This is a genomic window from Ruegeria sp. BF8, from assembly GCF_056538625.1.
Window position 1 is genome coordinate 176638 of the sequence record NZ_JBQFTL010000003.1, and the last position, 19182, is coordinate 195819.

Sequence of the window (19182 nt, forward strand, 5' to 3'; positions counted from 1 at the left end):
GAGCGAAGCCCCGCCTCGCGCAGGCGGGGCGGTCTTGTTCATTCGGCTGGGTTGGGATTGCCGGCCACCGGCCTGCGGTTGTCCGCGTCTGTCGCTCCGAAACCGTGACGCAGCAGGATGAACACGAACAGGACCATGGTCAGAACAGCCAGAAGCGATCCGATCTGGGCAAGGGTTTCGCCCCTTTCGGTGATTGCCAGCACGATTCCGGGAACGAGCACCAGCACGGTTGCCACGGACAGCCCATAGTGGAGTTTCGCCAGACCGCTGCGCACCGCCTCGGGGGTCAGAGCGTAGTAGAATCCGAACACTGCCAGCGCAACGAACCCGATCAGGTTCAGGTGGCCATGTGCCGGGGACAGCGTGTGATCATGGCTGGCGGACATCTGGATTCCCCACAACATGCCCAAAACGGCAAATATTGCTGCGGTGGTCAGAAAAAAGATGGGCAATCTGGTCATAACGGTCTCCTTTGAATATTCGATGAGCCGTACGGGGCGTGGAAAACTGGGTTTGCCGGAAAAGGTGTGTTCTGACGCGGGCATCCGAACCATGCTGCCCAACCCGGCCCGAACCGTCTGGCAGTGCGGCGTCGAGCACCGAAGGCCAGAAAAACATCGGCCTAGTCAGCGGTTCCAGAGCTGGTGGGATCGCGCGGTGTCGAACCCCGGTTCCTGCGACAGGTCAGGCTCTGTTTGGTCAATCATGGCTCGTTTCCCCTCGGCTGAGATTGAAACGAAGGCGCCTTCAATGGGCGGAAAAATACCAGCAGCTGTGAAATATGAAAAATTGATTATGTGAATAGTAGATATTCACCTGGCGAATTTACTTTTGCTTGGGCAGAACCTGCGGTGATGCCTGGCGCGCCTTCCTTCTCGCATTGCCAAAAAATGAAAACCCCGCAGCCCATGCCGCGGGGTTTTAAGATTTCAGTCTGGTCCGGCTATCAGCCCTTCTTCAGGACCTCGCGGCCCAGCAGCTCGGCGATCTGAACCGCGTTCAGAGCCGCGCCTTTGCGCAGGTTGTCCGAGACGCACCACAGGTTCAGGCCGTTTTCCACGGTCGAGTCCTGACGGATACGGCTGATGAAGGTGGCGAAATCGCCTACGCATTCAACCGGCGTGACATAGCCACCGGCCTCGCGCTTGTCGATCACCATCACGCCCGGAGCTTCGCGCAGGATGTCACGGGCCTCGTCCTCGTCCAGGAATTCCTCGAACTCGATGTTCACCGATTCCGAATGTCCGACAAAAACCGGCACCCGCACACAGGTCGCGGTGACCTTGATCGACGGGTCGACGATCTTCTTGGTCTCGACGACCATCTTCCACTCTTCCTTGGTCGAGCCGTCTTCCATGAAGACGTCGATATGCGGAATGACGTTGAAGGCGATCTGCTTCTGGAATTTCTTCGGGGCGACCTCGTTGATCGGGTTGTAGACGGCCTTGGTCTGATCCCACAGCTCGTCCATGCCTTCCTTGCCGGCGCCCGACACCGACTGATAGGTCGAGACCACGACGCGCTTGATCTTGGCGCGGTCATGCAGCGGCTTCAGCGCCACTACCATCTGCGCGGTCGAGCAGTTGGGGTTGGCGATGATGTTTTTGTTCTTGTAGTCGTGGATCGCTTGCGGGTTGCACTCGGGCACGATCAGCGGGATCTCGGGGTCGTAGCGATAGAGCGACGAGTTGTCGATCACCACGCAGCCGGCCGCTGCCGCTTTGGGGGCGTAATCCTTGGTCGCGGCGGACCCCACGGCGAACAGCGCCATGTCCCAGCCGGTGAAATCGAAAGTGTCCAGATCCTGGGTCTTGAGTGTCTTGTCGCCAAAGCTGACTTCGGTGCCCAGCGAACGACGGCTTGCCAGAACGGCAATTTCGTCCACGGGGAACTGGCGTTCAGCCAGGATGTTCAGCATTTCGCGGCCCACGTTACCCGTGGCGCCGACGACAACGACGCGATAGCCCATGTCTAGTCTCCTGAATTAAGGACGCGCGTTCATAGCCGCGTTGCAGAAAATAAAAAAGGGCCTTCGCGGCGGAATTGACCGAATGACGCAGTTTTGCGGCGACTCAGGCCTTCAGCAGCTGCTGATAGAGCGCAACAAGGGCCTGCGCCTCGCCGTTGATGTCGAAATTCCGTTCCACATGGGCGCGGGCGGCCCGGCCTGCGCGGGCCAGGGAATCACGGTCCGCCAGCATCTCGGCCGCGGCCGCGGCCAGCGCCGGAATGTCGCCCGGAGGCACCACCCGACCCAGCGTCGGGTCGGTCACGATCTCGGAGAATGCGCCCACATCGGTGGCCACCACCGGCACACCGCAGGCCATCGCTTCGAGGGGGGTCAGTCCGAACCCCTCCCAGCGTTGGGGGGCGATGAACAGATCCAGCACCTGGTACCATTGGGCAATCTTGTCCACGGTGACCTCGGGCTTGAACAGGATGCGGTCGGACAGGCCGGCTTGGGCCACCTTTTCCTTCAGTTCGGTCAGGAAAGCGCTGTGTTTCTCGGTCGCGCGGCCCATGACGATGCCATGTACGTCGGGGACCTGACCGCACAGGTCGATCATCGCATCGACGAAGGCGTCGGTGCCTTTCTGGTGGCGGATGCGGCCATAGCAGCCCAGCAGCAGCCCGTCGGGCAGGCCCATTTGCGTCCGCAGCCCCGCCTTGTCGGCGGGTGGCGTGAAATCCTGCAGGTTGATGCCGTGCATGATCACCTGCGCGTCGCGCTCGAGGTATCCGGCCGTCTTGCGCGAGGTCGCCACCACCGCGTCCATCTTGCCGATCAGCCACTTGGTATAGCCCGTGTGCGCCCGCTGCGAGGCGCTGGTGAACAGCAGTTTCAGCCGCAGCCGCAGCAGGTCGCGCAGGATCAGGCCCAGCAGCATCTCGGTGTTGCGGCGGGCGTGCCAGACCCGCAGCGTCTTGCGCGACAGAAAGGGCAGGCGGCCCAGCGGGATGTGCGGGATGTCCGAAGGCAGACCCGGACCGGTGGCTGCGATGTCGATCCACTGTGCCTGCAACGGCACCAGCCGCGCGATCGTGGCGGTCACGCCGGACAGGCGGCGTTTGAGGTTTGGGGCAATAACAACGGGGTCGTTCACGGCGCGCGCTCCTGCGGGTCTCACTCCATGCTGTCACGGCTGAACAGGTAGATCACGCAGCCGATCGTCAGCGTGACGGCAAAGAAGGCGAATATCGCTGTGTAGGGTGCGGTTGGCCCCATGTCCACCGTCGCCGCATGGATGCGGCCGGTGGCGAATTGCGCCAGCCCCACGCCGCCGATCCCAAACAGGTTCAGCAGGGTCACGCCGCGCCCCACCAGATGCGCCGGGATGAAGGCGCGCCCATGCGCCATGATCACCGGGAAGGATGCCCCCAGAAACCCGATCAGCGCCATCAGTAGAACCGACAGCCAGACGGCCTCGGCGACCCACAGCCCCAGCAGCCCCAGCGCCAGCACCGCCAGCGCGTTGCCGCCGAAGATCACCCATTTTCGGGTGTTCAGCAGCCGGTCCAGCGGCCCATAGGCAAAGGTGCCCGCGATCATCGCGGCGCCCATGACCAGCGTGGCCTGCCCGATCTGGGTGGCGCTCAGCCCGAAAACATCCAGCAGGTACGGGCCGGCCCACAGCCCCCGCAGAGCGGCCGAGGGCGCATAGGCAACCAGCATCAAGGGCAAAATGGCCCACAAAGCAGGCTCACGCAGCAGGTCCAGAACCGACCCTTTCTGCTCGGACACCACCCGCGCGGGGTCTTTGACAGTGACCCAGATGCCCACTGCCACGGCGCCTGAGATCGCGGCCAGCCCCGCCAGCGTCGCGCGCCAGCCCATCAGCTCGACCGCCAGCGCCGTGGGGTACGAGGCCACGAGGTTGCCAACTGACCCCACACCCAGCATCACAGCGGCCAGGGTCGCGAACTTCGCGGGCGGGTATTCGCGGGCAAAGATGAAATACGAGGCCATCAGAACCGGCGAACACCCGACCCCGATCAACGCCATCGCCACCGCCACATGCAGGGGCGTCGCGGCCAGCGCGAACACCGCGGCCCCACCCGCGCCGCCGATCAGTAGCAGAACCGCCGCCGTCTGCCGGGGGCCAACCCGGTCCAGCGCCCAGCCCACCGGGATCTGCATCGCCGCAAAGACCAGAAACCACAGACCCGAGGCCCAGGCCAGATCTTCGGGCGTGGCGCCGATGTCTCGCGCCAGATCGGCAGTCAGAACCGCAAGGAACGCGCGGAAGAACTGGCTGAGGACATAGGCCAGACACAAGATCACCAAACCTGCCTGCATGTCGGTCTCCTTGCCGTCCGTCTTGGTGGGATGCTTGGCACGTCCCGATGCCATGCACAAGCGCGTGTGATATGTTGCAGTATCGGGAAACGCCCCCGCACTACGCTATCATTGCGGCAAGCAAACGGGAGGGACAATGAAGACCGCCGATATCGGATTCTACGACCGCGTACCCATTACACGCGACTTTCTTGCCCTGTCGGATCCGGAACAATTCACCCCGGTCCCGGATGACTGGATCGTGGGCGTCGCGGATATCGTGGACTCGACCGGCGAAATCGCGCGTGGTCGCTACAAGACGGTGAACATGGTGGGCGCGGCGGTGATCTCAGGCATGATCAACGCGCTGAGCGGGCGGGTTTTTCCCTATGTTTTTGGTGGCGACGGCGCCGGATTTGCCATCCCGAAGGAGGATGCCGACGTGGCGCGCGACACCTTGGCTGCGCTGCGCAGTTGGGCGGAAACCGAGTTCGGCATCGCGCTGCGTGCGGCTTTAGTTCCTGTGTCCGACCTGCGCGCGGAGGGGCTCGACTTGCGGGTGGCGCGCTATGCGCCGTCCTCGGGGGTGGATTACGCCATGTTCACCGGTGGCGGACTGGCCTGGGCCGAGGCGCAGATGAAGGCTGGCCGGTACGAGGTTCCGCCCGCCGGGTCCGACGCGCAGCCCGACCTGACGGGACTGTCCTGCCGCTGGTCCAACAGCCCTGCGCGGCATGGGCAGATCGTTTCACTTGTCATCCAGCCCACTGCGCAGGCGACAGAACGCGACTTTGCTGATCTGGCGCAATCAGTTCTGTCCGCATCCGAGGCTCTGGAGCGCGCGGGCCATCCCGTGCCGGCCGGCGGCCCTCCGATCAAGTGGCCACCTCCGGGGCTTGCACTGGATGCCCATGTTTCGCGCGCTGGGCGCAATCTGGCCGTGCGCAAGGCCGCGTTGCTTGTGCAGAACTTGCTGATCTGGCTGCTGTTCAAATCGGGCAAGCGACTGGGCGAGTTTGAGCCGGGCCACTACAAGAACATGGTCAGCCGAAATGCGGATTTCCGCAAATTTGATGACGGGTTGAAGATGACGCTGGATTGCGACGACGAGACCCTGTCGCGCATCGCCCGGACCCTTGAGGATGCGCGCGGACGCGGCAAAATCAGATATGGCATCCATTCCCAGCAAGAGGCTATGATGACCTGCTTCGTGCCCGCCGCCACGCGCGACGATCACGTACATTTCGTCGATGGTGCATCGGGCGGTTATGCGCAGGCCGCCGCCGCAATGCAGGGGTGAGCCGCCATCAGGAACGCCATTTCGCGGCCAGCCCGCGGGCGGCCTGAGCCAGCAGCATGACGTCGATACCGACCGCCAGGAACTGCGCGCCCATGTCCCGATACGCTTGAACCGCTTCATCATTGGTGCCCAGAATACCCGGCGCCTTGCCTGCCGCCCGGATCCGCTTCAAAGCATCGGCGATGGCGGTGCGCACCTCCGGCACCGTGCTGTCGCCTTTGTAACCCATGTCGGTGGACAGATCGGCCGGGCCGATGAAAACGCCATCCACGCCCTCGACCTGAAGGATGTCGTCCAGCGCGGCGATGCCCGCAAGGTTTTCCACCTGAACCAGCAAACAGATTTCGGGGTCGGCCGTTGCCACGTAATCGGGGATGGTGCCGTACATTGTCGCCCGTGTTGCGGCGGCCCCGACACCCCGCACACCTTTGGGCGGGTACTGGCAGGCCCGAACCAGCTCGCGCGCCTGATCCGCGCTTTCGACCATCGGTACCAGAATGGTCTGGGCGCCGGCGTCCAGCACGGTCTTGATCATCCAGGTCTCGCCGATGGGCAGCCGCACCACCGGGTGCGAGGGGCTGTTGGCCAGCGCAATCAGCTGATCGCGGATCGAACGGATGTCATTCGGCGCATGTTCGCCATCGATCACCAGCCAGTCGAAACCGGCGGTTCCCATGATTTCCGCGGTGATGGCTTCGGCAAAGCTCATCCAGCAGCCGATCTGCATTTCGCCCTGTATCAGAGCCTGTTTGAAGAGGTTTTTGGGGGCGGGCATCAGCGATCCTCCTGCGGGGGTGTGGGCAAGGTGCGGGCGATTTCGGTGATCACGTCAAAGGCCATCCGGACGTCCTCCTCGGTGGTTTCGAACTGGCCAGCCTGAAAGCGGATGACGATGTCGCCATCGACTCGGGTCTGGGTCAGATAGATGCGCCCGTCATCGTTGATGGCGTTCACCAGCCGCAGATTCAGGTGGTCCAGATCCGCGGCTCCGGGTGGCTCATATCGGAAGGTCCACAGGGACCACATGGGCGGGGTGGCGATCCGGAAATCCGGCTCGGCCGCCAGCCGATCATGCAGGTCGCGCGACCAGTTGACGTGGTTGCGCAGCCGCGCGCGCAAGCCTTCCAGCCCGTAGGCGCGGATCACGAACCACAGTTTCAGCGCCCGGAACCGACGGCCCAGCGGCACCGACCATTCCGAGTAGTTGACGATCCCGTCCTTGCCGTGGGTTTTGAGGAATTCGGGGCTGATCGCCAGCGTCTGTACCAGATCGTCGGGGTTTTTCAGGAAATGCGCGCAGCAGTCGAACTGAACCCCCAGCCATTTGTGCGGGTTGAAAACGATGCTGTCGACCTGGCCGATCCCCGGCCAATAGTGGCGGTATTCGGGGCAGATCATCGCCGACCCGGCCCAGGCTGCATCCACATGCGTGTACAGCCCATATTTCTGCGCGACCTTCAGACACTCATCCACCGGATCGGTCGCGCCGGTCCCGGTACCGCCGACGCACAGGATCACCCCCGCGGGGTGAAGTCCGGCGTCCAGATCGGCCCGGATCGCGGCCTCGAGCGCGGCGGGGTCCATCCCGCGCCAGTCACCCTTGATCGGGACGCGCACCAGGTTGTTCTGCCCGATCCCGGCCACCCAGATGGCGCGGTCGATTGATGTGTGCACCTCGGACGAGCAATAGACGCGCAAGGGTGTCTGCCCGAACAGACCCTTACGGTTGCCCTGCCAGTTCAGCGCCTTTTCCCGCATGGTCAGAACGGCGGCCAGCGTGGCCGACGAGGCTGAATCCTGGATCACCCCTGCAAAGCCTTCGGGCAGGTCCAGCGCCTGCCGCAGCCAGTCCATCATCCGGGTTTCCATCTCGGTCGCCGCGGGCGAGGTCTGCCACAGCATGCATTGCGGCGCGATCGCGCTGGCCAGAAACTCGGCCAGCACCGACGGCGCCGAGGCGTTCGAGTTGAAATAGGCGAAGAAGCGCGGGTGCTGCCAATGGGTGATGCCGGGCATCACGATCCGCTCGAAGTCTTGAAAAATCCCTTCTATCGGTTCGCCATGCTCCGGCGCCGTCGCGGGAAGCGCGTTCAGCACCTCGCCGGGCTCGGTCCGGGCGCGCACCGGGTGCTGGCCGACGGTTTGGTGATAATGCTGCGTCCACTCGGAAATGCGTTTGCCCCATTCCGAGAATTCATCCCATCTCATCTGCCTTGCCTTCCGCCTTCGCATCTTTCGCGGGCAAGTGATGGCGATGCAGGCGGGCAGGTCAATCAAATTCCGGACGACGATGGCGCTGTGAGGTGGGACCGTGGCGGCCGTTCGGGCCAAACTCAGGCTCTAATAAAGAAAATCGCACCGACTGTGCGGATCGGAGAACCCCGCCGGAGAAACTAGGGGCCGACTCCGGCGGGGTGGCCAGACGGTGTCTGAAGTTATTTGCCTGGCCCGGGGCCGAAGAATCCCTGTGTTGAAGGGCTCCGGCCCTGAATCGGAGAATGTGAGGTGCCCAAATTGCACCCCGACAGCGCAGCCCAAGCACCCAGGGGGATGAGGCCAGAGCGGCGGTTCTCCGAAACCGTAATTTTTCCTTGGTATTCGTGACGGTGGCACGCTGATGAACAAAGCTTGATTGGCTGGGCGCGCCGACCGCCTGAAAGAAAATCTAGCGCACCTGACCGCGAAACCAAGTCGCAATAAGGTGACGCGGCCAGTGGGCCTGTTGCGCTGCCTTCGAATATCTGCCCGATATTTCCGTTCATGATGCGCGGCCTGTGCGGTTTATTAAACAGGGCGGTCCCAAGTTTCCCTAGAATAAAGACGGATAGTTTGCGCGGATGAAACTGGTTTGCGCCCAGGTCCGCGGCCTTGGCAACTTCGCGCCGAAACGTACAGGCGGGCCGGCAATAATCGGCGTGTTTGCCGGGTTGAACAGCGGAGTGTCTCCTTTAGTCTGCGCGGCAATATGAAGGAAAGGATGCAACATGGCCAAATCTCTGTTTTCCCTGCCGGATGTGGTGCAGATACCAGTAGTTGGAGAGGCCAACACCTATCCGGTGGGGCGCATCTTCTGCGTGGGACGGAACTATGCCGCCCATGCGGCCGAGATGGGAAACGAGGTTGACCGCGAGGCGCCGTTCTATTTCACCAAGTCCCCGCAGAATGCCATTCTGACCGGGCAAACCGTGCCTTACCCGCCGGCCACCGAGAATTATCATCACGAAATGGAACTGGCTCTGGCCATTGGTCGCCCGGTGTTTCAGGCGACGTCGCAGCAGGCTTGGGATGCCGTGTTCGGATATTGCTGCGCGCTGGACATGACCCGGCGCGACCTGCAGATCCGCGAGCGCAACAAGCAGCGCCCCTGGGATCTGGGCAAGGATGTGGAAAATGGCGCGGTGTTCGCGCCGCTGACCCGCGCCGCCGATTGGGCGCCGACCGATGACATCCGCATCCATCTGAGCGTGAACGGTGAGGTCCGGCAGGACGCCACCCTGTCCGAACTGATCTGGAAGATCGACGAGATCGTCATGCACCTGTCCCGGTTCTATCACCTGCGGCCCGGCGATCTGATCCTGACCGGAACGCCTGCCGGTGTCGGCCCGGTCGTCGCCGGAGACGTGCTGACCGGCGGTATCGACGGGTTGGACCCCATCCGCCTGGCTCTCGGGCCGGCGGAATAGTCCCTATGAAAGGGCTTTCAGCCGATCAAACAGGCGCGCGCAGCCAGTCTGCGGCAAAGGCGACCTGTTCCAGCCCGGCAAAACGGCGCACCCGGTCCAGCTCGGCTTCGAGCCGCCGGGTGCGGGCGTCCGACCACCGGACCCCACGCTCGGGCCAAAGGGCGCGGACCCGCAAGGTGCCTTCGTCGCGATGGGCCTTCATGTCGATCCGCCCGATCAGGAGGTCTTTCTCGAGAAGCGGAAAGACGTAATAGCCATAGGTGCGCTTGGCCTCGGGCACGAAGACCTCGATCCGATAGTGGAAGCCGAACAGGCGCTGGGCGCGGTTTCGGTCGCGCAGCATGGGGTCGAACGGGCTGAGCACACGGATACGCCCCGGCGCGGGGGCAGGGTCGGCAGCCTGGTCCGCCAAGCCGGGTCGCGCAAACACGCGGCGCATTCGACCATCAGCGCATTCCACTTCGATTTCCTGCAAATCCCCCCGTGTCAGAGCCTGTTTGCACCACTCTTTCGCCTCGGCAGCGGTGACCGTGTCCCAAAACGCGGCCAGTTCGCCCGAGGTGGCAAAGCCCAACCGATCGAGCGCCGCGTGGCACAGCCAGTCCACCGTCGCCTGGTGGTCACACTCCATCACGCCGGGGCACAGATGGGTATCGATCACGCGCTCGGTCAGGTCGTATTGTTTTTGAAACCCTCGGCGCCCCACCACCGTCAGCGCCCCCGAGCGCCACAGGTATTCCAACGCCGTTTTCGAGGGGTGCCAATCCCACCAGCCGCCCGAGCCCTTTTTCTCATCCTGTCCCAGATCGGCCGAGCACACCGGGCCATGGTCGCGGATGTGTCGCAGCACGGTTTCGAACTGCTGTTCGAACCCGTCGCGTCGCCAGTTGCGCCAGCGGGCCCGCAGCATCTCGGCGTCGCGCTGGAAGCGCAGGTGCCAATGCGGGTAGAACCCCATCGGGATCACGGCGGCGTCGTGGGTCCAGTGTTCGAACAGGCTGCGGTCGCGCTCGTACAGGCGCTTGAGGTCGTTCGGCCGATAGGATGGGCGGCGCGAGAACAGGATCATGTCATGGGCGCGCGCCACGGTGTTGATGCTGTCGAGCTGCACGAAACCCAGCCGGTGGATCAGATGCAGCAGATCGGGCCCTTTGGCCGGACCTGCGGGCTGTTCCGCCAGCGCGTGACGGTCCATGAACAACGCACGGGCGGTTCGATTGTCGAGTTGTTGCAGCTTGCCCCGTTCAGCGCCGCTTGAGCGTGTCGCCATAGCTGATCTTGGGGGTCAAGGTTATGCGTGTTTCGATCTCGGTATTCGGGTCGGCCAGTTGGGCGGCGATGACTTCCGCGGCCTTGCGACCGATTTCAAGCCGGCAGGCGTCCATGGTGGCCAGCTTGCGCGGCAGACCCTGCAGCAGTTCGACGTTGTTGAATCCCGCAAGGCCGATCTGTCCGGGCACGTCGATACCCTGCTCAAGCAGGTACAGCAGCCCGCCCGCGCCGATCATGTCGTTGGAATAATACAGGAAATCCAACTCTGGGGAGCGTTCTAGCATGGCTTTGGTCATCTCGCGCCCCTTGGCCAAGGCCGAACCGCCGGAATAGAACTCTCGGTCCTCGATCTCGATCCCGTGCTTGCCTAAAACTTCGGTGAAGCCCTCGAACCGTTTGCGCGCGCGGTGGTCCAGCGGCATCTTGGTGCCCATGAAGCCGATATGCTGATACCCGGCCTTCAGGATTGCTTGCGCCATCTCGCGCCCGGCCCGGCGGTGCGAAATGCCCACCATCGCGTCCACAGGCTTGCCGTCCGTATCCATTATCTCGACCACCGGAATGCCCGCCGAATCCAGCATGGCCCGCGCGGCCTCGGTGTGTTCCAGCCCGGCGATGATAACGCCCGACGGACGCCACGAGAGCATCTCGTACAGGACCTTTTCCTCTTTTTCCGGCAGATAGTCGGTGACGCCGACCACGGGCTGCAGCTCGGTATCCTCAAGCACCTGGTTGATGCCGGTCAGCACCTCGGGGAAGACCATGTTCGACAGCGACGGGATGATCACAGCCACCAGGTTCACCCGGCTCGAAGCCAGTGCCCCGGCGATCTTGTTGGGCACGTATCCCAGCTCTTTCGCGGCGGCCAGAACCCGGGTGCGGGTCGCGTCCGACACATCGCCCCGATTGCGCAGGACCCGGCTGACCGTCATTTCCGACACACCGGACGCTTCTGAGACATCACGGAGGGTAAGCGGGCGTTTCGTTTCTGTTGTCACCGGGGATACCTGCATTGTTGTTTCCCCGATGCTAGCGCGAACAGGGCAATCTGTTCAACTGTTGTGCAAAGGTCATGACAAGCCGAAAAAACCCGGCTACAGAAGGCGCCGCGCGGCCCCGTGGCTCAACTGGATAGAGCAGCCCCCTCCTAAGGGGCAGGTTGCAGGTTCGAATCCTGCCGGGGTCGCCAGCAACTCAGCGCGAGTCGGGTTTCGGGTTCGGTTTCACCGCTCAACCGCGATGGCGCGCTTACTTCGTACATGCAGTCCTGGCGATCCTGTTTGCCGTGCATACACTTCTTTTGGTGCAGTCGCCCTGAGAGTTTCTGCCTCTCTCAAATCTGCATTCTGGTGCGGTTTTGGACCAGCCTCGGCTCGTCGTGCATTTGGTATTCCCAGTGCATTGCGCTCCACCGCAGGTTTTCGGCTGCCATTTTCGGTAGGAATCGTATGAGCGCCACCCTTCTGGGCATGCTCCGCCCGCGAACGCGCAAGCGGTCTTTCCCTTGATCGTGACGGTTTTTCCTCCCGCACTATTGCACTCTGCTGCCGTTGGGGCCGCACTTCCGGAAAGTGGCGATACCAACACCAAACACAGACCAACCAAAGATAGTATCTCAAGAACACGCATAGCGTTCTCCTTGCTGCGCGACAGGCAAGTCCAAGCTTACGTGACCGACAGACAATCCCAAAGGGTCAATCCCACGGTACCTTCGAGACGATGTATCGCGGGGATCATCTGCTCTTTGAAGCACCGCAGCAGCAGCCCGCGGACAGTCAGTATTCCGCGTTTGACAGCTTGTTAAGGCAATGGCTGACCGGGGCGCCTTTGGGCAGGGCACAGTACCCGTCCGACCGCATGTCGGCCGGCGGGGAAACACCTCCTCCGATCAAGATCACCAGGAACTCCTCAATCGGGGGCAACAGCGTATCGGCGTTCTCAATCGTCTCTTCGGTCGAGACTGTCCGGAATGCCTCAAACAGTGGAAGGGTGATTTCGCCTTCTACGCCATCGGGATGTTCGTCCAGAAACTGGCGCGCGCCCCAGTCAGGGTCTGTGAAGAATCTGTGATAGTAGGTGCGGTCCAACCGATCCTTCTGGATTTCCAGACTTTCCGGGACAACGCCTCCATCGCGGACGCCCTGATAGATTTCCATGATCTTGCCGTGGACCTCGGGCCATGCGTTGGCTTCGACGGTCGCGCTCAGCGCGATCACGGCCTTGTTTTTGCCCACGACAACAAAGTCCGAACGTGGATCGTAAGATGCACGCATGGACTGGCGGATGACCCGAAACATCTCCGAGCCCTGGTTGGCGCCGATGTAGTCAACAAGAAGGTTCGAGCCAAGCTGGTCCTGTGCGTTCGAAAACGCCTTTGCATTGGCAAGCAGGATCAACATTTCGGATGCGTCGGGATCGGCGAGATGCACGATACCTTTGGGCAGGGCAAAGGGCGCCCCGTTCGCGCCCGTCCACCCTTCGGCCCATTTGCTCAGGGCGCGCCCCAGCCGGAACCGCGCGCCCGGCAGCGAATTGATCAATCGGACGGTGCGGCGCGTTACCTCTTCTCCCTCTGATCTGAGGATGACCTGAGCAGGTCGTCCGAACTGAAAGTCGGTTTCAAGGGTTTCTTCGTCCGTGGCGGCAGGGTCGAATTCCAGATAATTGGTAATCTCGTTCAACACATCCGACGGCTGTCTGGTTCTGGTCGAGATAACTGGGCGAGACGTCTCAAGCTCTCGTGCGTACCAGTTTGGTGTGTATCGGGGTTCGAGCAATACGTTCTCGAGGTGCACCAGGACTTCCGGGAAGACGTCGCTTGGCGCCGAGACGGTGAGCGTCAGGTTCTTGCCGCTTCTGCCGATTTTCTGTTCGACACCTTTCAGCTTCAGGAACGAACTGACTTCGTAGGATGAGCGGGTCGAGGTCCCACCTGTCACCACGCTCGCAATGGCGGCGGACATGGCGGCAGTGCGGTCCAGCGTCGGGTGGTCAATCGTCCAAACCAGGGTCAGCGCGGACGTGCCGTTCTCAAGCGGAGAGAGCTCGACCAGTTTCGTTTCGCCTGCAGTCGCAATCAGTTCCGCCTGTGCCCGCTCACCCGGCAGCAAGGTAAGCGCCGCAAAGAGAACTGCGAGAAGCCGGCCCTTGAAAACGCGTATGTCAGTCGGCTTTCTCTGCAAGAACGAAAGATGTCGCCGAGGGCTGCAAGATTTTTTCCGCAAAATCGATAACTTCCTGATCTGTGGTGTTGCTCAGCGTTTCGGCAAAGACCGACGGGCTGATGGGCGGGAATCCGTCGGCGGCGACGTTCTGCAGAAACCACAGAAAGGCCGAAGGACGGCGGGCCATGTTCTGGGACCAGACCACTTCCTTTTGACGGAGCTGATGAATTTCGTATTTGCTGATCGGCTCGTCCAGCAAGCCAGCCAAGGTTTCGGTCAGCAGATCCTTGGCTTCATCCACGCTGAAGCCGGGCATGAGTTGCAGGTCGATCACCAGTTCAACATCGGCATTCTTCGCAAAATACCAGTTGACGCCATGGTTGAGTATCCGCGTGTCCTCGTGGCGTAGAACCTTGGCGATCCGTTCGTTCAGGATCCCGCTTGCGATGAAGAACGCGCCTTGCATGTCGATGCTCGTGGAGCGGTCTTCGAATTCCACGAATTTTGCGAACAGCACGGTGTCACGTTGCAACCGATCCGACTGCAGGCGCACGACGGACTGTTTCTCGGGATCCGGCTTTTGATCCAACCACGGTTTTTTCGGAGCGTCAGATGGTTCGGTATCGCCAAACACCCGCGCCACCAGTTCTTCGGCCCGGGCTGGTTCAATGTTTCCGGAGACAATCAACGTCACGTTGGACGGCACATAGTGTTCCTTGTGAAACTGATAGGCCTTCTCGAGGCTCAGCTTGGGCAGATCCTCGACGGTGTTGTCTGCCCGGCCGCGCAAGGTGCCGTAGAGGTTTTGAAGTGCCATTCGGCTGAGCCAGCGAAACGGATATTGCCGTTCACGCAGCAAGGTTTCCCGCTGGACGATAGCGACTTCGCTCTCCGCAAATTGCCTGGATACGGATGGCGTGTCCAGAACGGCCCGGGAAAGCCGCAACAACATCTCCGCCTCGGATGGCAGCCCGGAATTCGTGTACACGGTCGCGACATTGTGCGTGGTGGCGTAGATGTCGCGTTCACGCGGTTTTCTGAGAATGGTGGCGTCGGCCGAGAACGCGGCGAGATGCTCGGTCAGATGGGCTGTGCCGGACGGGTCCGGGTCGTCATACGACCCCGAAAGAACAATCAACTGAACATCCACGCGGTCGAAGGTGTCCACTGGAACCACATATGCCGCGTGCAGCCCGCCCTTCTGGGCAAGCGGAATGATGCTCTGAGCCTGAGCGGATCCGGAAAAAACCAAAAAGACGATCGACAAGAAAAGTACGGCGGCGCGCATCAAAATCCTTTGAACTATTAGATTTTCGCAGAAACGCCGGTCAACCGACGCTCAACCAAAGGGGTAACGGTTGCGTCAATGCTTGCGGGGCGCGGGGCGTTTTTCAAGTCGTAATAGGCATCGCAAGTCGGGGTGTGCTTCTGGGGCTGCGGGCGGGGCTTGCTGGGGCGAACAACTGGATCACGTCAGACCAAGGTCTGTGGTGCGGCTTTCGATTGTGGGTCATAGTCGGGACCACAATGAGGACGAAAGTTGCTGAGCTGACGATTGGGAATTGGTCGTTGTCGCGAGTTTTTCTTGCGGCAAGCATCCTTGTGATGGGATCTGCAACCGCGATCGTCGGTGTGTGGGTTTCAAATCGAATCCAGAATGCGGTCGTGCAGAACTCGGCCAATTCGGCGGCGCTGTATATGGAAAGCATCGTCTCACCTCTCAGCCAGGAACTGGCGTTGGGTGACCGCCTGTCCGAGCAGGCGAGGCGGGCGCTGGACGAGATTTTCATGACCCAGCCGATGCGCGATCGTATCGTATCATACAAGTTCTGGAAGCAGGGTGGTGTGGTCGTACACGCCTCGGACACAAGCATCATCGGTAACCGTTTCGAGCCGACGGGTGACCTTCAGCGCGCCTGGATCGGCGAAATCTCGGGCTCGTTCGAGGAACTGGATCACGATGAAAGCGCTGCCGAAGCGGCCTTGGGGATACCGCTGCTCGAGGTCTACAGCCCCATTCGTGAACTGTGGTCCGGTGAAATCATTGCCGTGGCCGAGTTCTATGAAAGGGCCGATCAATTGGAGATGGATCTGGCAAAAGCCAGGCGCACAAGCTGGTTGGTGGTCGGTTCCGCTTTTCTGGCAAGCACGGTTGTCCTTTTTTGCATCGTTGCGATCGGGGACAACACCATCCGGCGGCAGGCGCGGCTATTGAAGAAACGGCTGGCGGAAAGCGAAAGGATGGCGGCGCAGAATGCGATGCTGCGGTCGCGGGTGGTCGAGGCCTCGGGGCGGTATGCCGCGCAGACGGACCGGTTTCTGAAGAAACTCGGCGCCGAACTTCATGACGGCCCGGCGCAGTACCTTTCACTTGCCGCCCTTCGGTTGGAGGCCGCGTTTTCGGACAAATCCCCAAAACCGAAGGAGGCCGAGGAAATCCAGCAATCGCTGCAGAAGTCCTTGACCGAAATCCGCGCGCTGTCCCGGGGGCTGTCTGCGCCCGATATCGACAACCTGACCTTGATTGATGTCGTGAAAAGAGCGGTCGAGGACCACGCGGAGCACAGCCCGTTGCGGCCTGAAATCTCGTTTCATGGCAGTGACATGCCGAATTTGTCGGTGTCTGACAAACTGTGCGTTTTCCGCTTTCTTCAGGAAACACTCTCGAATACCGCGCGATATGCCCCGCAGTCCCGCTGCAGCGTCACCTGCCATGTTCGCGACGATTGCATTGTCATTCAAGTCAAGGACGATGGACCCGGCTTTGATCCTTTGGACGGTACTGTTCTGCGCGATGATGGCGGCCAGGGGCTGCTGGGGCTGCGCGATCGGGTCGAAAGCATCGGCGGCAGGTTTCAGGTCTCGTCCAGTCCCGGTCAGGGCACCACCGTCGAAATGACCCTGTTTCCCAACAAAACGAGCTCACCATGACCAAGACACTTGTCATAGCAGATGATCATCCGATTTTCCGGGATGGGCTGCGGCGGACCTTGGATGAGGCAGAAGGGTTCGAAGTTCTCGCGGCCGGATCCAGCGCCGACGAAGCGGTTGCGCTTGTCGCTCAGCACCAGCCCGACATCGCAATTCTCGATCTCTCGATGCCCGGCGGGGGGATCAACGCGACACGCCGGATCGCCGCAATGGAAAAACCGCCCTGCATCGCGATTCTGACGGTTTCGGAGAACAGCAGCGATGTTGCCGATGCACTAGAGGCCGGAGCGATTGGGTATATTGTCAAAGGCGTAACCGCGAGCGAACTGACCGCCTCCCTGCGCAGCATCGCCGCGGGGGAGGGGTTCGTTTCGCCGGGGCTGGCTTCGCGGGTACTGCTTCAGATCAACAACGACGCAAGCCCTGCGAACAGCAGCGATGTCCTGGATGATCTCACGCATCGCGAAGAGGAGATACTCAGGCGCGTGGCCAAGGGTTTGAGCAATCGCGAGATCGCCGTGGAACTGGATCTTCAGGAAAAGACGGTGAAACACTATATGACGGCGATCCTGTCCAAGCTGCACGCGCGGAACCGGGTCGAGGCCGCGCTTATCGCGCACGACGCGTGGGGCAAGAAAAACAAGCCCGCATAGCCTGTGAACGCCGAAACGGCCTCTCCGACCGAGAGACCGTCCGGGAAATTCGCGCTGTTCGTCAGTTCGCGACCGATTGCAGCCTCCGGATGTCTGCGGCCGTGGCTGTTCTTTCCACAACGGTCCGGTTGAAGGGGTCTTTCAGCTCGTAGCGCCCGAACTCGATCTCTTCTTTCCAGCCGTTGGCGTAGTTGACTTCGATGTTGTTGCCTTGACGTTCGATCTTTGTGGGGCGGCTTCCGGCCGTACCACCTTGCCCGGATGCGCTTACATTCTTGATCGAAATGCCGTTCGCCAGGGAACGAAGCCTTGAGATATCGGCACCTGTGGCTGGCCGTTCCTCAACGGTCCGATTCTGAGCATTCTTTCTCTCGTATCTGCCGTTTTCGATTTCTTCCTTTGTTCCGTCCGCATAGCGAACTTCGATCCCGTTCGCAGTTGTCTCGACCTTGGTTATGCCGGCCGACCCGGTCGCGGTGCTTCCGGATTGCGAAGATCCCTTTTTGCTGCCGCTGCGACTTGACCGATCGTCGTCATCGTCGTCGTCATCCCGATCATCATCGTCGTCGTCATCCCGGTCGTCGTCATCATCGTCCCGATCGTCATCGTCATCATCGTCGTCCCGACCGCTGCCACTCTTGCCTTTGCCGCTTTTCGCAAACGCGTAAGCGGGCTCAAGCTGTAAGCCGCCCTCGGTGCTGAACTTGGGAGTGTATGGCGCCGCCGAAATCAACGTCGCCAGTGCCACAGTGCTGAGAAGTTGTCCCAGTTTCCGGTTCGCAATCATTTCAGCCTCCTTTGCTGTTCGACAAATGTCTGGTTGTCGAAGGGAGGCTAAAGCGGGTTGGATCCGTCCACATCGGGCTTAGGTCTGACGAATTTCCAACCAAACGTCCGAAGGGGGAAGCGAAAAGGCACAAGGTGCCAAGATCACGTCGACTGGCGAACCGCCAAGGCTCGTAGGTTGCCGGGGGATGTGGGCGTCGGCTCAGTCTGTTGTGGCGTCGTTGGCCGGTACCGGAACAACCTTGAGATATGCGGCAATCGCCAACCGGTCCTCATCGGACAGACGGGAAGTGTTCTCGATGACCTCGGCCATCTCTCCGCCGGCGCTGTCATAGTCCGGAGTGAAACCGGACTTCAGATATTCGGCGATGTCGGCTTCGGACCAATCCAGGTGGTTGGTGGTCAGGCCGGGGATGCGCCCTTTTCCGCTGGGATTTGGCGCACCCGTCAGCCATTGATCCCGGCTCAAGCCGCCAAGGCCATCTCTGGGCGTGTGGCACTCGGCGCAATGGCCCAAGGCTTCGACCAGGTAGCGTCCGCGCTGCTGCTGCACATCAAGATCACCGTCCACCACCCACCCTGGTTCAAGGTAGAGAAGCTTCCAGCCGCCCAAGCTTCGCCGGATGTTGAAGGGGAAACCGACCTCGTGCGCTCTGCTTTCCTGCGAGGCGGCCGGCAAGGTGCCGAGGAATGCGCGCAGCGACACGACATCCTCCGGCGTCATGTTCGTATAGGTCGTGTAAGGGAAGGCCGGGTAATAGTGTTGCCCGTCCGGCCCGGTTCCGTAGATCAGGGCATCCGCCAGTTCCAGCGCCGACCATGACCCAATCCCGGCTTCTGGGTCGCTGGATATGTTCGGAGCTATGAACGTACCGAAATCTGTCTCGAACCGGCGTCCGCCCGCCAGCACCAGCTTTTCCTCACCCTCGGAGTTCGGCGCTGAATGGCACGAGGCGCATCCGGCCGCAAAGAACACGGTCTCGCCCCTGACAAGATCAGGGGCAATACCGTCCAACTCGGCCGGATCGACGTGTTGCGGTCGGGTCAGAACCAGACCGGTCAGCCCGGCCACGACCGCGACGCCCGCGGCAATCGACAGAAGCCGCCGCACCGTCAG

General features: G+C 61.5%; 17 protein-coding genes and 1 tRNA gene. 6 read left to right on the forward strand and 12 right to left on the reverse strand.

Features of this window, described 5'->3' with window-relative positions:
- Positions 1-38: 38 nt before the first annotated feature.
- The gene (locus tag ACR0LD_RS11425; protein WP_480637021.1) at positions 39-461 is read right to left on the reverse strand and encodes a hypothetical protein; all 423 of its coding nucleotides are present in this window, start codon (positions 459-461) and stop codon (positions 39-41) included.
- Between ACR0LD_RS11425 and ACR0LD_RS11430 the strand changes: the two genes are divergently transcribed.
- Positions 445-801, forward strand: coding sequence for a hypothetical protein (locus ACR0LD_RS11430; protein WP_260063785.1), 357 nt, complete (start codon positions 445-447; stop codon positions 799-801). The two genes, ACR0LD_RS11425 and ACR0LD_RS11430, sit on opposite strands and share 17 nt — an antisense overlap.
- A gap of 145 nt (positions 802-946) precedes the next feature.
- On the opposite strand, the gene ACR0LD_RS11435 is transcribed toward ACR0LD_RS11430, so the two are convergent.
- The 3 genes from ACR0LD_RS11435 to ACR0LD_RS11445 all read right to left on the reverse strand — a co-directional run bounded on the left by ACR0LD_RS11435 (position 947) and on the right by ACR0LD_RS11445 (position 4297).
- Positions 947-1969, reverse strand: coding sequence for an aspartate-semialdehyde dehydrogenase (locus ACR0LD_RS11435; protein WP_170340798.1), 1023 nt, complete (start codon positions 1967-1969; stop codon positions 947-949).
- A 103-nt stretch (positions 1970-2072) separates the two neighbouring features.
- The gene (locus ACR0LD_RS11440) at positions 2073-3104 is read right to left on the reverse strand and encodes a glycosyltransferase family 4 protein (RefSeq protein ID WP_480637024.1); all 1032 of its coding nucleotides are present in this window, start codon (positions 3102-3104) and stop codon (positions 2073-2075) included.
- Between the two features lie 20 nt (positions 3105-3124).
- Positions 3125-4297 carry an MFS transporter gene (locus tag ACR0LD_RS11445; RefSeq protein WP_170341450.1) on the reverse strand — a complete coding sequence of 391 codons (1173 nt, stop codon included), beginning with the start codon at positions 4295-4297 and terminating at the stop codon, positions 3125-3127.
- Positions 4298-4433: 136 nt separating this feature from the next.
- Here ACR0LD_RS11445 and ACR0LD_RS11450 point away from each other — a divergent pair, with 136 nt between their 5' ends.
- A complete protein-coding gene (locus tag ACR0LD_RS11450) occupies positions 4434-5576 on the forward strand; it encodes a DUF3095 domain-containing protein (protein ID WP_480637026.1) in 1143 nt (380 codons plus the stop codon).
- A gap of 7 nt (positions 5577-5583) precedes the next feature.
- On the opposite strand, the gene ACR0LD_RS11455 is transcribed toward ACR0LD_RS11450, so the two are convergent.
- Together ACR0LD_RS11455 and ACR0LD_RS11460 are read right to left on the reverse strand one after the other, a co-directional pair.
- A complete protein-coding gene (locus ACR0LD_RS11455) occupies positions 5584-6351 on the reverse strand; it encodes an HpcH/HpaI aldolase family protein (protein ID WP_480637028.1) in 768 nt (255 codons plus the stop codon).
- A complete protein-coding gene (locus ACR0LD_RS11460) occupies positions 6351-7784 on the reverse strand; it encodes a pyridoxal phosphate-dependent decarboxylase family protein (RefSeq protein ID WP_480637030.1) in 1434 nt (477 codons plus the stop codon). The genes ACR0LD_RS11455 and ACR0LD_RS11460 overlap by 1 nt, the downstream gene beginning before the upstream one ends.
- Positions 7785-8560: 776 nt before the next feature.
- Between ACR0LD_RS11460 and ACR0LD_RS11465 the strand changes: the two genes are divergently transcribed.
- Positions 8561-9259: a fumarylacetoacetate hydrolase family protein gene (locus ACR0LD_RS11465; RefSeq protein ID WP_480637031.1), complete on the forward strand. Its 699-nt coding sequence runs from the start codon at positions 8561-8563 to the stop codon at positions 9257-9259.
- Positions 9260-9284: 25 nt separating this feature from the next.
- Here the strand turns inward: ACR0LD_RS11465 and ACR0LD_RS11470 are convergent, their stop codons facing one another.
- Both ACR0LD_RS11470 and ACR0LD_RS11475 read right to left on the reverse strand, forming a co-directional pair.
- Positions 9285-10529 carry a winged helix-turn-helix domain-containing protein gene (locus tag ACR0LD_RS11470; protein WP_480637033.1) on the reverse strand — a complete coding sequence of 415 codons (1245 nt, stop codon included), beginning with the start codon at positions 10527-10529 and terminating at the stop codon, positions 9285-9287.
- Positions 10504-11529, reverse strand: a complete 1026-nt coding sequence (locus ACR0LD_RS11475) for a LacI family DNA-binding transcriptional regulator (protein WP_315901680.1) — start codon at positions 11527-11529, stop codon at positions 10504-10506. The genes ACR0LD_RS11470 and ACR0LD_RS11475 overlap by 26 nt, the downstream gene beginning before the upstream one ends.
- A gap of 114 nt (positions 11530-11643) precedes the next feature.
- Here ACR0LD_RS11475 and ACR0LD_RS11480 point away from each other — a divergent pair.
- Positions 11644-11720: transfer RNA gene (locus tag ACR0LD_RS11480), tRNA-Arg, on the forward strand.
- 586 nt (positions 11721-12306) lie between these two features.
- Here ACR0LD_RS11480 and ACR0LD_RS11485 read toward each other — a convergent pair.
- A complete protein-coding gene (locus tag ACR0LD_RS11485) occupies positions 12307-13641 on the reverse strand; it encodes a peptidase M16 family protein (RefSeq protein WP_480637036.1) in 1335 nt (444 codons plus the stop codon).
- 52 nt (positions 13642-13693) lie between these two features.
- Positions 13694-14983, reverse strand: a complete 1290-nt coding sequence (locus ACR0LD_RS11490) for a M16 family metallopeptidase (RefSeq protein ID WP_480637412.1) — start codon at positions 14981-14983, stop codon at positions 13694-13696.
- A gap of 317 nt (positions 14984-15300) precedes the next feature.
- On the opposite strand from ACR0LD_RS11490, the gene ACR0LD_RS11495 reads away from it, so the two are divergent.
- Together ACR0LD_RS11495 and ACR0LD_RS11500 are read left to right on the forward strand one after the other, a co-directional pair.
- On the forward strand, positions 15301-16626 hold the full coding sequence (locus ACR0LD_RS11495; protein WP_170340815.1) for a sensor histidine kinase: 1326 nt from the start codon (positions 15301-15303) through the stop codon (positions 16624-16626).
- On the forward strand, positions 16623-17279 hold the full coding sequence (locus tag ACR0LD_RS11500; RefSeq protein WP_093963999.1) for a response regulator: 657 nt from the start codon (positions 16623-16625) through the stop codon (positions 17277-17279). The genes ACR0LD_RS11495 and ACR0LD_RS11500 overlap by 4 nt, the downstream gene beginning before the upstream one ends.
- A gap of 61 nt (positions 17280-17340) precedes the next feature.
- Here the strand turns inward: ACR0LD_RS11500 and ACR0LD_RS11505 are convergent, their stop codons facing one another.
- Both ACR0LD_RS11505 and ACR0LD_RS11510 read right to left on the reverse strand, forming a co-directional pair.
- Entirely contained in the window at positions 17341-18027 is a 687-nt protein-coding gene (locus ACR0LD_RS11505; RefSeq protein ID WP_480637037.1) for a hypothetical protein, read from the reverse strand.
- Positions 18028-18267: 240 nt separating this feature from the next.
- The gene (locus tag ACR0LD_RS11510; protein WP_480637414.1) at positions 18268-19176 is read right to left on the reverse strand and encodes a c-type cytochrome; all 909 of its coding nucleotides are present in this window, start codon (positions 19174-19176) and stop codon (positions 18268-18270) included.
- Positions 19177-19182 lie beyond the last annotated feature (6 nt).

Bases quoted from the DNA above. Each gene is read 5' to 3' on its own strand.
- ACR0LD_RS11430 (WP_260063785.1), top strand. From the start codon at position 445: ATGGGCAATCTGGTCATAACGGTCTCCTTTGAATATTCGATGAGCCGT.
- ACR0LD_RS11425 (WP_480637021.1), bottom strand. From the start codon at position 461: ATGACCAGATTGCCCATCTTTTTTCTGACCACCGCAGCAATATTTGCC.
- ACR0LD_RS11435 (WP_170340798.1), bottom strand. From the start codon at position 1,969: ATGGGCTATCGCGTCGTTGTCGTCGGCGCCACGGGTAACGTGGGCCGC.
- ACR0LD_RS11445 (WP_170341450.1), bottom strand. From the start codon at position 4,297: ATGCAGGCAGGTTTGGTGATCTTGTGTCTGGCCTATGTCCTCAGCCAG.
- ACR0LD_RS11450 (WP_480637026.1), top strand. From the start codon at position 4,434: ATGAAGACCGCCGATATCGGATTCTACGACCGCGTACCCATTACACGC.
- ACR0LD_RS11455 (WP_480637028.1), bottom strand. From the start codon at position 6,351: ATGCCCGCCCCCAAAAACCTCTTCAAACAGGCTCTGATACAGGGCGAA.
- ACR0LD_RS11460 (WP_480637030.1), bottom strand. From the start codon at position 7,784: ATGAGATGGGATGAATTCTCGGAATGGGGCAAACGCATTTCCGAGTGG.
- ACR0LD_RS11465 (WP_480637031.1), top strand. From the start codon at position 8,561: ATGGCCAAATCTCTGTTTTCCCTGCCGGATGTGGTGCAGATACCAGTA.
- ACR0LD_RS11470 (WP_480637033.1), bottom strand. From the start codon at position 10,529: ATGGCGACACGCTCAAGCGGCGCTGAACGGGGCAAGCTGCAACAACTC.
- ACR0LD_RS11490 (WP_480637412.1), bottom strand. From the start codon at position 14,983: ATGCGCGCCGCCGTACTTTTCTTGTCGATCGTCTTTTTGGTTTTTTCC.
- ACR0LD_RS11495 (WP_170340815.1), top strand. From the start codon at position 15,301: ATGGGATCTGCAACCGCGATCGTCGGTGTGTGGGTTTCAAATCGAATC.
- ACR0LD_RS11500 (WP_093963999.1), top strand. From the start codon at position 16,623: ATGACCAAGACACTTGTCATAGCAGATGATCATCCGATTTTCCGGGAT.